Origin of the sequence: Methylotenera sp. 1P/1, from assembly GCF_000384355.1 — a bacterium.
In the GTDB taxonomy this organism is placed as follows: Bacteria; Pseudomonadota; Gammaproteobacteria; order Burkholderiales; family Methylophilaceae; genus Methylophilus.
The window spans coordinates 1791369-1804724 of record NZ_ARWC01000001.1 but is presented as its reverse complement, the minus strand read 5'-3'; the positions used below and the strand labels follow the sequence as shown (position 1 = coordinate 1804724).

Genomic DNA, 13356 nt, shown 5'->3' with positions numbered 1-13356 from the left:
CAGAAACACCCTGACGGCAAACGAACAAGCGTGAATTTTAACATTAATGCAAAAAACGGTGGTTAATATCGAGAATAGAACCGTTTACTCCCGTTAATTCACCGATTATCGGATAGTGATAGACATGTAATGAAGGGGTTTGGCATGATAAGTTTGCGAAACTGAGAGGGGCTAACTATGTTGGCAGGTACCATGTTAAACAAAAATGTCGAAGGCGGTTTTACCTTGCTAGAGTTGATGATTACATTCGCAATTATCGCTATTCTAGCAACGATTGCTATTCCTGCTTACTCGGAATATGTGAAACAAGGCAAGGTGGCAGAAGCAACCTCTACACTGGCTGATTTGAAAATTAGAGCAGAGCAGTATTTTCAAGATACTCGTACCTATGTAGATGCACCTTGTACGCCAGCTTTAGGTACCACACAGTATTTTGATTATACGTGTGATAGAGCTGCTGCAACATTTAAGATTACAGCGGCTGGTAAATCGAATCACAGCTTAAATAACTTTGAATTTACGATTGACCAAAGCAATGCTAAAACCTCTAAATATGATGGCACTGTTGGCAGTACATGCTGGATTACCAAAAAAGGCGGGTCATGCTAATAATGCTGCGTTCAAAAAACCTACAGCATGGGTTCAATATGATTGAGCTGGCCGTGGTCATGAGTGTGATTGCTATAGTCAGCTTGGTTGCATTCCCAAGTTTTATGTCGACGATAGGCAATGCACAAATCAGAACGGTGGGAGAGTCATTTAGAAATGGTTTGCAATTAGCGCGCGCAGAAGCTGTTAAACGTAATCAACAAGTTAGATTTAAGATAAACGCAGACAACTCTTGGGAGGTGGGCTGCGTTACCGTAGTAGGTGATACAGATGGAGACGGGGTGGAAGATTGCCCGGCAATTATCAGCCAGAAAGCCGCTAAAGAAGGATCCAGCTCCAAAATTGTGGTGACTAAAACGGGTAATGATAATGTCATATTCAATAGTTTTGGTACGCAAACAAGTGCTAGCGGGCAATTGAAGCAACTAGATATCAAAAATTCTAATTTAAGTGGGTCTGATTTAAGGGAAGTTAGTGTGCGATTCCCGCAGGGTAGCGGCACGATTCGTATGTGCGAACCGGCGATTACCGCGCCGACAGACCCTAGAAAATGTTAGGTTGGTATGATGAGCAAACACATATCTATATATAAAACAAAACAATCGGGCTCTGTACTGTTGGAAGCATTGGTCGCCGTTTTGATTTTCTCGATGGGTATTCTTGCATTAGTGGGCTTACAGGGCGCCATGATCAAAAATAGCTCGGATGCTAAATTCAGATCGGATGCCAGTTTTATTGCGCAAGAACGTTTAGGTCGTATGTGGACAGATCCTACCAATGTCGCCAATTATATTGAGGATGCAACTCCCATAACACAGCTACCCAATGGTACACGTTCGGTGACAGTTGGCCCTAGACGGTTTGCTACGGTAACTGTGACTTGGGAAGCCCCGGGGATGGATAAGCATCAGTATGTGACCTCTGCTTATATCAGTGATGCAAAATAACTAAGATCATCGAATATGAAAAATACACAACGTGGATTTAGTTTAATTGAGTTGATGATTGGTTTGGTCATTGGGCTGATAGCCACATTGGTCATTACTAATGTATTTAGTAAGTTTGAACAACAAAAGCGCGTCACTACTGGTGGAGCAGATGCGCAAACCAATGGCGCAATCGCACTTTATATTATGCGACGTGAAATTGAAAATGCGGGTTACGGATTACCTTTTTACGATAGTGCAATTACTCCTCTAAACTGCCCTGTCAATGTAACGTTTGATCATGATAATGTGGGGGCAACGCCAGAAATTGGACTGTCACCACTGGTCATTACTGACGGCGGTACCAACAGCGATAGTGTGGTTGTGCGCTCTGGCTCGACCATGAAGAGCGGAGCAAGCGTCGAGATTATCTCGGTACCAGATCCGACACCAACCGTGCAAGTGCCTACAACACTAGGCTGTACAAAAAACGATACTGCACTGATTATGCAAGAAATATCTGCTACTACTCTTAGGTGTGCAGTGGGGCGGGTTGCTGACATTACTGCGGTCTCACAAAGAATTAAAATCACCAATATTTCTGCGTCAGGGACTGCGGTGCCAGTATCTCCCGGTTTCAAGTTGGCATGCTTGGGAGGATGGAACGAGACTAACTTTACGTTATCCGGTAATCAGTTGATGCGAACCGGTGGCTTTTCAGCCACTGCCAACTTAGATGAGACAGCCATGCCGAATGCGCTGTCCTTTCCTGTTGTCAATGATATTGTGAATATCCAAGCCCAATATGGCGTGTCAGCCATACAGTCTAGCAATACGGTCACAGAGTGGGTGAATGCTACTGGTATCTGGGCGCCTGCTGCACTGAGCGTGGGTAATCGTAATCGCATTAAAGCGGTAAGAGTGGCAGTGGTGGCACGTAACCCATTGCAAGAGCGTGTAGTGGTGAGTCAAAACTGTGATGGCGCTGTCAGTGGGCTAGCCAGAGTGTGTGTATGGGGTGATACGACCAATGTAAATTTATCGGCTAACGCCAACTGGCAAAACTACCGTTATAAAGTCTATGAAACGGTGGTGCCTCTCAGAAACATCTTATGGAATAGGCAAGCGTTATGCGGGGGTGTGCCATGTTAGTCGTTGCATCTAAATCATCTCAGCGAGGGCTTGTATTATTTGTTGCATTGATTGCATTGGTGGTGATGTCTTTAGCCAGTGTGGCGCTGATTCGCTCTGTGGATACCAGCAGTCAAATTACAGGCAACTTGGCATTTAAACAAAGTACGGCGACTACCTCAAGTTATGGCTTAGAAGCGATGGCCGATACCATTGGTGGCCAACTTAAATCGTATGCTTTTACTAATGACCCTAGCAATGGTTATTACGCAGTGTGTACCACCTTTGATAGTGGCGCCACTGGGCAGTGTAATGGTGAAAATTTAACGCTTAGCACAACATGGTCTGATGCCAACAGTAAGTTGGCGACAGGTGCTGGGATAGCGAATGGCAAAGACCCCTACGGCAATACCATTCGCTATGTGGTTGAGCGCATGTGTAACCAAAATGGCGATGTAAGCAAAGAACGCTGCATGATGGCCGCCAGTCCTGATCCAGATAGTACTAAGAGAGGTTGCGGTTTTTGTCTAACTTTACCGCCTGTCGCTGAGCCTTTACCTATTTATCGTGTCACCGTGCGTATTGTTGGGCCTAGAAATACGGTGTCCTATGTGCAAGCGTTCGTTTCTTAACGAGGTATACAACATGAGTTTTTCCTTCAAACAGCATATATTGATTCCTTTGTGCATTGCTGTCGGCATTGTGCTGTCTGCCAATGTTTATGCGGGCAACGTAAAAATTGCTGAGAAGCCTTTGGTGAATTCAGGGACATCTGATGTGTTACCTAACATCATGTTTGTGCTCGATAACTCTGGCAGTATGGGCTATAACTATACACCTGACTGGGTTGATGATAATTCACCACCAGTATGGTTGTTTAACAATGGTGCTTACAATACGCAATTTTATAATCCTTCAATTACCTATACGGCAGCTGTTAAATATGATGGCGTATCGATGGGCAACCAAGCCTCTCCTTGGACAGCAGTAAAAAATGATGTGACAGAAACAGGTGCGGCTAAGGGCGGCACAGTCAGTTTAGTAGGCAATGCAGATTATTATGCTTATATACCGGGTGAATACTGTACGACACCGGCACTCACCACTTGTATTGCCAGTGCTACGGCCACAGCAACCTATAAATATGCTGCGCCTATCCGTTGGTGTAATAATAGTACAGCAGCAATTACTTTTGCACAGCCAGCAACTGCTGATGTGTGCCGCTCTATTCGCGAAGGCACTTATACTAATTTACGCGCCCCAAGTGCAACAGCTACAATTACGTTCAGTGGCTCCAACAGTACTAGCATTTCAAGCATTAAAGTGAGTGGTAAGGAAATATTATCAGCGACTACATCTGCCAGTACTAACAGCGGTACTGTAGCTACCAATGTGGCCAATGCAATCAATGCTTGTACTAAGGCCGTGACAGGTAACTGTAGTACGATTGGCTACAGTGCTTCTCGCTCTGGTTCGATAGTCACGATTGTGTCTGCATGGGGGGAGGTCGATGTACCAGTATCAGCAGCCGTGACAAAATCAGGCTCAATGACTGCGACAGTCGCAGCTTTTGCAACACGTACACCAGGAAAAATGGTTTATGTAGATATCGTTTCCACTAATAATAGCTATCCGTTACCCGGTCAAACGACAAAAGCAACTGACCGTACTGACTGCTCAAGCACTTGTACGTATGAGCAAGAAATGACTAACTACGCCAACTGGTACACTTATTATCGCATCCGTATGCAAGCGATGAAAACGGCTGCAACCATTGCTTTTAAAGGTATTGATAATCGTTATCGCGTTGGGTTCATCACCATTTCAAATCAGTCGAATAACTATTTGCCTATTGCCAAATTTGAATCTGGTAGCACTGGGCAAAAAAGTAATTGGTATAAAAAGTTATATGCGACTACGCCAAGTGGCGGTACGCCATTAAGGTCAGCATTGTCCATCGTTGGGCGGATCTACGCGGGCAAGAAGCCAGTCGGTACAGCAGACCCAGTAGAGTACTCATGTCAACAAAACTTTACGTTACTGACTACTGATGGGTATTGGAATACCGATGCCGCAACGGATGTCAAAGATATTAAAGGCAATGCTGTTGGTAACTTAGATCAGACCTCTCCAAGACCGCTATACGAAGGCCCTACAGCTACCTCTGGTAGTTTGGCCGATGTTGCCAAGTACTATTACGATACTGATATTCGTAACAAAGCGGATTTTGATAATTGCAGCAATGGCACGGCAGGTAGCAATGTCTGTGGTAGTGAGAATGACCATCCCAAACAAAACATGGTGACCTTGACCTTGGGCTTGGGAATTGATGGTACGTTATTGTATTCAGATGATTACAAAGAGCAAACATCCGGCAATTATGCTGATATCAAGAGCGGTTCTGCCAATTGGTCTAACCCAATGCCAACAGAAAATGGTACCCGCATTGATGACCTGTGGCATGCAGCAGTGAATGCAGGTGGTACCTATTACAGTGCAAAAAATCCTAAGTTGTTGAGAGACTCACTAATTAAAGGTTTGTCTGAAATTAAGAGCGTGTATGGTGCTGGTTCTGCTGCTGCTGCCAGTAGCTTGGCACCAACTGCTGGCGATAACTTTCAATATGTCGCGAGCTATAGCACTGTAAAGTGGACGGGTAACTTAGAGGCTAGAACGGTTGATGTGGACACGCTTAAAACCAGTCAAAAAGCGACTTGGTGTGCAGAGAACGTGGCCAGCGGAACGTGCACATCACCAGCTGTTTTAAAAGCAGTCACATCAGGTAGTACGCAAACATTCTATTGCGAGACGCCATCATCTGATACAGATACATGTGGTGACTTGGGTGGACAGCTTGGTATTGGCGGAACATCCAATGCGTGCTATGTGGAGGTGCCAACCATTTGCACTGGCACCATGTCTTCATTAGTCTCACAAACGAGCGATTCACGAAAAATTTATGTGAATAGCGGCGGCACTTTAACTAATTTTACAGCGGGCGCTTTGAGCTCTAGTGCTCAGACTGCTTTTGTAAATGGCTATAATGCTTTAAGTCAGTACTCTGACTACAGCGCAACACAACAAAGTAATGCAAATAAAGTGGCTAATTTGGTCAGTTATTTACGTGGTCAAACACAGTACGATAATCGCACATCAAATCCTGATCCAGAAAAAAAATTGTTTCGTCCACGTGAAGCGGTGTTGGGTGATATTACTCAATCTAAACCGGCCTACTTGAAGAAATCTACTTCGCTTTATGTGGATCCTGGCTATACCGCGTTTAAGGATGCTACTGCCAGTCGGCAAGGTACGGTATTTGTGGGTGCCAATGATGGTATGTTGCACGCATTTAATGCAGATACTGGCATAGAGATGTGGGCGTATATTCCAACCCCTGTCATTAAAAATCTGCCAAAGCTTGCAGATAGAGATTATGCAATCAAACATGCCAATTATGTGAATGGCAACCCCGCTTTAGCAGATATCTGCATATCGGGTTGTGATACGGCAAGTGCGATATGGAAAACTATTTTGATTGGTGGATTAAACGGCGGTGGACGTGGTTATTATGCGTTAGATGTGACCAGCCCGACTAGCCCAGTTTTATTATGGGAGTTTACTGCCGATCAAGATAGTAGTGTTGGCTATAGCTTTGGTGAGCCAGTAGTAACAAAACTCAGTTCAGGCGTCAACGCTGGTAAATGGGTGGTGTTACTCACTTCAGGTTATAACAATGGTACCTTGGATAGTGATGGCGTCACCAGCAACAGCCCCACGGGCAATGGACAAAGCTATTTGTATACGCTGAATGCCTATAATGGTGTACTCATCAAAAAGATCGGTACTGGTGCTGGTACTTCGTCATCCCCTAGTGGACTAGCAAAAATAACGGCATATGTAGACGATACTTTTAGAAATAACTTTGCAAAATATGTGTATGGTGGGGACTTAGAAGGTGGTTTATGGCGTTTTGATTTAGATGATGGTGTGGCAGTAAAAATTGCGACATTGAGAGATGGTGGCGGCGTTCCTCAGCCGATTACTACGATGCCAGAACTTGGATTGATTAATAAAAAACGTGTGCTATTTGTAGGTACGGGCAAGTATCTTGAAGAGACTGATTTGACTAGCACGCAAGTACAAACCGTATATGCAATTAAAGACGACAATATTTCAGCTGAAATTACTAGCTTAAGAAGCGGTGGGTTGGTTGCACAAACACTGAGTTCGACAGGAGATTTCCGTACGGCAAGTTCCAATAGCGTTGATTTTGGAACGGGTTATGGCTGGTTGGTGGATTTCCCTGCTGGCGAGCGTGTCAATGTAGATCCGCTCTTGTTAAATGGTGTGTTGTTGATGCCAACAACGGTGCCTAACAGTACGAGTTGTCTAGGCGGCGGCTATGGCTGGTTTAACTACTTTAACTATAAAACAGGTGGCTCTCCAGGCTTGGCAGGTGGTATTGTGTCTGAAAAACTGAACACGCCAGCTGTAGGCTTTAATATTCTGTATGACAAGAATGGAAAGCCGGTGGTGTCAGTGGTGGAAAGTAATGATCCAACACCACATCATCTAAAAAACAAAGATGTAGCGGCCAATTCCAGTGCATCTAGAGATACTATATTTGAGCTATTTGAAGATGGTACTTACGGCAGACGTTCTATTTGGCGAGAGCTCGTAAAGTAAGAAACGTAGATATAGTACTTAAAAGCGCCTTGGCAACAAGGCGTTTTTTTATTGCTGTTCAGCAAATAGTAGCCTTGCTGTAATCAATCCATTAATCACCCCAAAAAATAGGGCGGCCAGTCCAAAAATAGGGATTAAGTACAACACGCTGGCATGTGGAATCAAGAGTTGTCTGACCACAATAAGCTGCCCGCCAATATGTGCAAACGCAGCTAGTATGCTTAAGCTGATCACGCTGAAATGCTGCTTGGGTAGTCGACAGGCCAGTGTTAAAACCAATAGGCTCATGATTGCGCCGCTCAAACTCAGCAAAAACGTGGGGGATAAAAACTGCCCGAGCAATAAGCTGCTTGCGAATACGCGTAGTAGGCTTACCCACGCTGCAGTTTTAATACCGTAGCGTGCGAGTACATACAAAATCACAATATTGGCTAACCCAGGTTTAACGCCGGGGATGGGCGATGGAAATGCAGACTCTATTAAATGCAAACCAATGGCAAACGCGGTGAGTTTTGCAATGCGGTGGTCTTCCTCAGAAGCCTGAAAGTGGATGATAGCCATTAGTAGTTAAGCGTGTCCATGGTTGGCACTGCGCCAATTAACTCTATGCTCACTTGATTGGGGATGCAAATAGCCACCTGCCCTGCATGCTGCAGCCAGCCTTGGTGTACACAGTACTGACTATTACACGGGGATTGCTTAAATCGTACTTTACCTTGCTGAATATCAATGGCGGAAACGCCAATTTTGCCAAGTATCTTCAATGATTTTGTTTGCATCAGACTGAACTCACCAAACACAGTGCTGCCTGTACGTATGCGTAATGTGGTGGCGGGTTGCTGTGACCACAGTGTAAAAAAACTCAGTATGACCAAGCCCAAACTGAAGCCAATTACCAGCCAATCTCCCCATAATGGTTTAGGGAAATGCTTGAAATTACTCAAGCGTCCGAACACGCGTTTGCGCCTCTTTATCTAGCCAATTCAATTGCTTTTGCATGGCTGGGCTGGCAAGTATTTCACCGTTTTCTTGAATGATCAGCACGTGAGATACCTCCATTTTTTTGGCAAATTCAGCTTTGCGAGCGGGCTCACTGATGAAAATAGGTTTGGAGCTGACATCCGAGCGTACGCCAGCATCTTTACTTGGGGGAATGAGTACTGTGACCGATTGCGTGCCCTGTGCCGGATAACCGGTACGTGGATCAATGATATGACAGTAACGTTTGCCATCCAACATAAAGAAGCGTTGATAATCACCAGACGTACCAATGGCCCAGCCACTACCAAGGGCAACGGTGGCAATAGCATCCGGTTTTCTGGGGTGTTGAATGCCCACAGTCCATGGCCGATCACCATGTTGGCCGACTGCAATCACGTTGCCACCGATATTAATCAGTGCATTTTGCACATGAAATTCTTGAAGAATTTTCAAGCCGACATCCAGCGCATAGCCCTTGGCATAGCCGCCTAAATCTAATTTTACATGGGGATTTTTGCTCGATATTTGATGTTGATTCAACACAATATCCGACATGCTTGCGTGTTGTGCAAGCAATGCGGACAGCTCAGCTTCATCGGGTGTACGTGCAGGAAAGTCATCACTCTGGAATCCCCAGTAATGAATGATGTTGCCAATCGCTGGATTGAATAGCCCTTCCGATTGTAGCGAGCGTTGTGAGGCGTCTGCAATCAAGTCCACCATGTCTTGTTCAATCAGTTTGGGTTTGCCTTCTGCAAAGGTCTTGTTGATGCCATTGAGCTCGCTGGGTTTCCATGCGTGTAGGCGATTGTGTATGGCTTGAAATTGGCGCGTAATTTCACTGGCAATGAATTGCGCTTCGGGTTCTTTTTCGCCATAAATGGAGATGTCGACTAACGTGCCAAAGACGTAGCTTTGAGTGTGGTAAAGCGGGTCTAATTGAATGCTGCAGCTGAGCTGGGTAAAGCTGACGAGTAACAAAAATAAATAGCGCATGCGCGCTATGATAACTGGACTAACGCAATCCTTCCAGCGCTACGGTATCTTCTCTAGTGCAACTATGCTTTCTAGTGCTTCTATCCAAAGCTGTGCTGGGTTGCAGTCAGTTTGTGTGGCAATTTCCACCATGCCGGTTGGGCTGGTGACATTGATTTCGGTCAAGTGCTCGCCAATCACATCCAAGCCTACCAAAAACAAGCCTTCTGCCTTCAGCGATTGGCCCACAGTACGTGCGATTTCCCAATCGCGCTCGGTCAGTGGTTGCGCCACGCCTTTGCCGCCAGCGGCAAGGTTACCACGCGTTTCTCCAGGCTTAGGAATGCGTGCCAATGCATACGGGGCTGGTGCACCATGGATGACCAAAATACGTTTATCGCCTTGCTTGATGGCAGGCAAATAACGCTGTGCCATGATGGTGCGCTGTTCATACTCGGTCACGGTTTCTAGAATCGCACCGATATTGGGGTCTTGCTCAGTCAGGCGAAAAATACCACTGCCGCCCATGCCATCTAATGGTTTGACGACGATGTCGTGATGGTGCGCTAAAAAATCACGGATGCGCGCATTGCTGTTGGTCACCAAAAACTCGGGTGCAAATTGCGGAAATTTGGCCACAGAGAGTTTTTCATTCCAGCTGCGGATCGCAGTTGGATTGTTCAGCACGCGTGCGCCCTGTTGCGATGCGAGCTCTAATAAATAAGTGCTATACAAATATTCGTTATCAAAAGGCGGGTCTTTGCGCATCAGCACCGCATCAAAGGCACTCGGCAGGTAGTCTTCACTGGTACCCAGTTGATACCATGATTCACCTGTTTGCAGCGTCAACGCGGTGGCACGAATGTGCACAGTGGCTTGCTGTAAATAAAAATCATGCTGCTCACAAACAAATAGTGCATGACCACGTGCCGCAGCGGCACGCATCATGGCAATGCTGGTATCTTTATAAGATTTAAGCTGTTGAATCGGGTCAATAATGAATAGTAATTTCATTGTGCGCCTTGCATAAAGATGTCGCTGATTATTGATTCAATGGATCTTGTTCTTCCAGTTCAATGGCCGCTGCCAGTAAGGCCAAGCGTGCTACCACGCCGTATGCATAGAAGCGATTTGGCGGTGCGTCCGGCTTACCTGCACAATCTGGCAACGAACAGGATTTCTCAAAGGCCAGTGGCACAAAATGCATGCCTGGAGCATTAAGGTTTTCATCGACAGCACGTCCGGTATGTACGCGGTAAAAGCCACCAATCACAAAGTGATCCATCATATACACCACGGGCTCGGCCACTGCATCGTTAATGCTCTCAAAGGTATATACACCTTCTTGGATAATCACTTCGGACACTTGCAGGCCTTCTTTGACTACTGACATCTTATTGCGGGTTTTGCGGTTCAAATCACGGACGTCATCTGGTGATTTGACTGTCATGATGCCCATGCCATAGGTGCCGGCATCGGCTTTCACAATGACAAAAGGCTCTTGGGTAATGCCATATTCGGCATATTTCAGTTTGATTTTATGCAGTAACTCTTCCACTTTTTGCGCCAGACACTCTTCACCGGTGCGGGCATGAAAGTCTACTTCGCCGCAGGTGTCAAAATATGGGTTTAATATCCAAGGGTCTATGTCTAGCAATGTTGAGAACTCATCCACGACACGGTTATAGGCTGCAAAATGTTGTGATTTACGACGCGTAGACCAGCCGGCATGCAATGGTGGGATTAGGTTTTGTTCTAGGTGCTCTAAAATTGGCGGAATACCACCGGACAAATCGTTATTCAAGAGCACGGCACAACTATCAAATGCTTCATAAGTCACGCCATCCAGCGTACTTTGTTTGAGCATGATACGGTTTTTCTCGCGCACCACAGGTTCTAGCACGATGCTATGGCCATCATGCGTTTCGAGCCGTGTGATAGCCGTAATCTCAGGCGAGATGCTGCCAATTCTGACGTCTAAACCTGCGGCACGCATGATATTGCTTAGCTCATACACGTTGCGTAAATAAAAGGTATTGCGCGTGTGATTTTCCGGAATAATCAATAAACGCCTAGCCTCCGGACAGATTTTTTCTACGGCGACCTGTGCTGCCTGCACACTTAAACTCAAGAATTCCGGATTCAGGTTGTTAAATCCACCGGGAAATAGATTGGTATCAACTGGGGCGAGCTTGAATCCTGCATTTCTTAAATCGACGCTGGCATAAAACGGTGAGGCGTACTCTTGCCATTGGCTACGAAACCAATGCTCGATTTGCGGCATGGCCGCCAGCATGCGTTTTTCTAAATCCAGCAATTGACCGTTTAATGCAGTAGTTAAGTGAGGCACCATAATGTTGATAATCCAAAAAATTGATCTATTGATGATGGATGGAGACTGCACGTCGATAATTCAAGCGTGCTTAGCGTACTCCTTTTGTTGTGTTTAGACCACTGAGTGTGCCTGCAAGTCGGCATGATAGCTACTGCGGACCATCGGGCCGCTCGCTGTGTTATCAAAGCCCATGGCGTCTGCTTGTGATTTTAAGTGGTCAAATATGGCAGGTTCTACATAGCGCATTACCGGCAAGTGGTGCACGCTAGGCTGCAAATATTGGCCTAATGTGAGCATGCTCACTTGGTGTGCTCTTAAATCACGCATCACCGCTAATATCTCATCGTCGGTTTCGCCCAAGCCAAGCATCAGGCCAGATTTGGTGGGGATATGCGGATACATCTCGCTAAAGGCTTTAAGCAGGTTCAGTGAGTTTTGATAGTCTGAGCCAGGACGCGCTTGCTTGTATAAACGTGGCACGGTTTCCAGATTGTGGTTCATGACATCTGGCGGGGCTTTGCGCAGTATTTCTAGTGCGACGTCTAAACGTCCACGAAAATCTGGCACTAAAATTTCAATTTTAATATGCGGGGATTGCTGGCGAACAGCGTGAATGCAATCCACAAAATGCTGTGCGCCGCCATCTTTTAAGTCATCGCGGTCTACAGAGGTAATGACCACATACTTTAAGCCCATTTGCGCGATGGTACGGGCAAGGTTTTCCGGCTCATTCACATCGGGTGGCAATGGTTTGCCGTGGGCAACATCACAGAACGGGCATCTGCGTGTGCAAATGTCGCCTAAAATCATAAAGGTAGCAGTGCCACCACTAAAGCACTCGCCGATATTGGGGCAGCTGGCTTCTTCACACACCGTATGTAAATTGTTCTCACGTAGCACACGTTTGATTTCTTGAAAACGCGCCGAATCCGGCACTTTCATGCGAATCCATTCAGGTTTGCGCAACATGGGTTGTGGCACGATTTTAATAGGAATACGCGCCGTTTTAGCGGCATCTACTTCCTTTACCCCTGCAATTTTTCTAGCAGGCGGCGTCACTGGATTTATCGGGTCGGCCATGCGTTTAATTTCTTTTCTAATATGGAGAGTAAAGCCTCTCCTATTTCTGTAAGTGTGGCTTGAATGCCAAGCGCTTTGGTTTGCGTCATGCTTAATCCGGCATACCCGCATGGATCGATGGCCTCAAACGGCGCTAAATCCATGTCGATATTTAAGCTCAAGCCATGATAACAGCATTGATTTTTCAAGCGTAACCCTAGTGAAGCGATTTTCTTTGTATCGACATAAACACCCGGAGCATCTGGTTTAGCTACGGATGACACGTCATACAATGCCAGTACTTCTATTAAGCTCGTTTCTAAGATGGTGACAAGTTGTCGCACATTCAAGCCGCGGCGTGCTAAATCAATTAAACAGTAGACAATGAGTTGCCCCGGCCCATGGTAAGTGATTTTACCCCCGCGATCCACCATGACGACAGGGATATCGTTATGCGGTAGGCGTACGCCCTTACGATTGAGCCCCAATGTATACACAGGTGGGTGCTCAGTCAGCCATAATTCATCAGTAGTGTGCGCGTCTCTGGCTGCAGTAAACGCTTGCATAGCCTGCAATGTGTTTTGGTAATTGGTCAGTGCTAAACGTTTAAGTTGGATATCCATGAATCGTGGCGGAATATGAAAACATCTAGCC

13 protein-coding genes are annotated in these 13356 nt (G+C 45.9%); 6 read left to right on the top strand and 7 right to left on the bottom strand.

Annotated elements, in window-relative coordinates; genetic code table 11:
- The first annotated feature begins 192 nt into the window (after positions 1-192).
- From A3Q3_RS0108605 to A3Q3_RS0108580, 6 genes are read left to right on the top strand one after another with little or no spacing between them, the layout of a single operon-like run.
- A complete protein-coding gene (locus A3Q3_RS0108605) occupies positions 193-609 on the top strand; it encodes a type IV pilin protein (RefSeq protein ID WP_025225137.1) in 417 nt (138 codons plus the stop codon).
- Between the two features lie 2 nt (positions 610-611).
- Positions 612-1166, top strand: coding sequence for a GspH/FimT family pseudopilin (locus A3Q3_RS0108600; RefSeq protein ID WP_026361843.1), 555 nt, complete (start codon positions 612-614; stop codon positions 1164-1166).
- 9 nt (positions 1167-1175) lie between these two features.
- On the top strand, positions 1176-1556 hold the full coding sequence (locus A3Q3_RS0108595) for a hypothetical protein (RefSeq protein WP_020183184.1): 381 nt from the start codon (positions 1176-1178) through the stop codon (positions 1554-1556).
- Positions 1557-1571: 15 nt separating this feature from the next.
- Positions 1572-2687, top strand: a complete 1116-nt coding sequence (locus tag A3Q3_RS13805; protein WP_020183183.1) for a PilW family protein — start codon at positions 1572-1574, stop codon at positions 2685-2687.
- Positions 2681-3298, top strand: coding sequence for a hypothetical protein (locus tag A3Q3_RS0108585; RefSeq protein WP_020183182.1), 618 nt, complete (start codon positions 2681-2683; stop codon positions 3296-3298). Before A3Q3_RS13805 ends, A3Q3_RS0108585 begins: the two co-directional genes overlap by 7 nt.
- A gap of 13 nt (positions 3299-3311) precedes the next feature.
- Positions 3312-7352: a pilus assembly protein gene (locus tag A3Q3_RS0108580; protein WP_020183181.1), complete on the top strand. Its 4041-nt coding sequence runs from the start codon at positions 3312-3314 to the stop codon at positions 7350-7352.
- Positions 7353-7400: 48 nt separating this feature from the next.
- Here A3Q3_RS0108580 and A3Q3_RS0108575 read toward each other — a convergent pair whose 3' ends face one another.
- From A3Q3_RS0108575 to lipB, 7 genes are all read right to left on the bottom strand, one after another.
- Entirely contained in the window at positions 7401-7913 is a 513-nt protein-coding gene (locus A3Q3_RS0108575) for a Gx transporter family protein (RefSeq protein WP_020183180.1), read from the bottom strand.
- On the bottom strand, positions 7913-8296 hold the full coding sequence (locus A3Q3_RS0108570) for a NusG domain II-containing protein (protein ID WP_020183179.1): 384 nt from the start codon (positions 8294-8296) through the stop codon (positions 7913-7915). Before A3Q3_RS0108570 ends, A3Q3_RS0108575 begins: the two co-directional genes overlap by 1 nt.
- Positions 8289-9329, bottom strand: coding sequence for an FAD:protein FMN transferase (locus tag A3Q3_RS0108565; protein ID WP_020183178.1), 1041 nt, complete (start codon positions 9327-9329; stop codon positions 8289-8291). Before A3Q3_RS0108565 ends, A3Q3_RS0108570 begins: the two co-directional genes overlap by 8 nt.
- Before the next feature lie 39 nt (positions 9330-9368).
- A complete protein-coding gene (gshB, locus tag A3Q3_RS0108560; protein WP_020183177.1) occupies positions 9369-10322 on the bottom strand; it encodes a glutathione synthase in 954 nt (317 codons plus the stop codon).
- A 28-nt stretch (positions 10323-10350) separates the two neighbouring features.
- Positions 10351-11661 (bottom strand): glutamate--cysteine ligase, encoded by a 1311-nt coding sequence (gshA, locus tag A3Q3_RS0108555; protein ID WP_020183176.1) that lies wholly within the window; start codon positions 11659-11661, stop codon positions 10351-10353.
- A gap of 93 nt (positions 11662-11754) precedes the next feature.
- Positions 11755-12723: a lipoyl synthase gene (gene lipA / locus A3Q3_RS0108550; RefSeq protein WP_020183175.1), complete on the bottom strand. Its 969-nt coding sequence runs from the start codon at positions 12721-12723 to the stop codon at positions 11755-11757.
- Complete coding sequence (lipB, locus tag A3Q3_RS0108545; protein ID WP_020183174.1) at positions 12708-13325, bottom strand: lipoyl(octanoyl) transferase LipB; 618 nt, start codon at positions 13323-13325, stop codon at positions 12708-12710. Before lipB ends, lipA begins: the two co-directional genes overlap by 16 nt.
- Positions 13326-13356 lie beyond the last annotated feature (31 nt).

What these genes read in the sequence shown, in the direction of transcription:
- A3Q3_RS0108600 (WP_026361843.1), top strand. Translation starts at nt 612, where the DNA reads ATGCTGCGTTCAAAAAACCTACAGCATGGGTTCAATATGATTGAGCTG.
- A3Q3_RS13805 (WP_020183183.1), top strand. Translation starts at nt 1,572, where the DNA reads ATGAAAAATACACAACGTGGATTTAGTTTAATTGAGTTGATGATTGGT.
- A3Q3_RS0108585 (WP_020183182.1), top strand. Translation starts at nt 2,681, where the DNA reads ATGTTAGTCGTTGCATCTAAATCATCTCAGCGAGGGCTTGTATTATTT.
- A3Q3_RS0108595 (WP_020183184.1), top strand. Translation starts at nt 1,176, where the DNA reads ATGAGCAAACACATATCTATATATAAAACAAAACAATCGGGCTCTGTA.
- lipA (WP_020183175.1), bottom strand. Translation starts at nt 12,723, where the DNA reads ATGGCCGACCCGATAAATCCAGTGACGCCGCCTGCTAGAAAAATTGCA.
- gshB (WP_020183177.1), bottom strand. Translation starts at nt 10,322, where the DNA reads ATGAAATTACTATTCATTATTGACCCGATTCAACAGCTTAAATCTTAT.
- gshA (WP_020183176.1), bottom strand. Translation starts at nt 11,661, where the DNA reads ATGGTGCCTCACTTAACTACTGCATTAAACGGTCAATTGCTGGATTTA.
- A3Q3_RS0108565 (WP_020183178.1), bottom strand. Translation starts at nt 9,329, where the DNA reads ATGCGCTATTTATTTTTGTTACTCGTCAGCTTTACCCAGCTCAGCTGC.
- A3Q3_RS0108575 (WP_020183180.1), bottom strand. Translation starts at nt 7,913, where the DNA reads ATGGCTATCATCCACTTTCAGGCTTCTGAGGAAGACCACCGCATTGCA.
- lipB (WP_020183174.1), bottom strand. Translation starts at nt 13,325, where the DNA reads ATGGATATCCAACTTAAACGTTTAGCACTGACCAATTACCAAAACACA.
- A3Q3_RS0108605 (WP_025225137.1), top strand. Translation starts at nt 193, where the DNA reads ATGTTAAACAAAAATGTCGAAGGCGGTTTTACCTTGCTAGAGTTGATG.
- A3Q3_RS0108580 (WP_020183181.1), top strand. Translation starts at nt 3,312, where the DNA reads ATGAGTTTTTCCTTCAAACAGCATATATTGATTCCTTTGTGCATTGCT.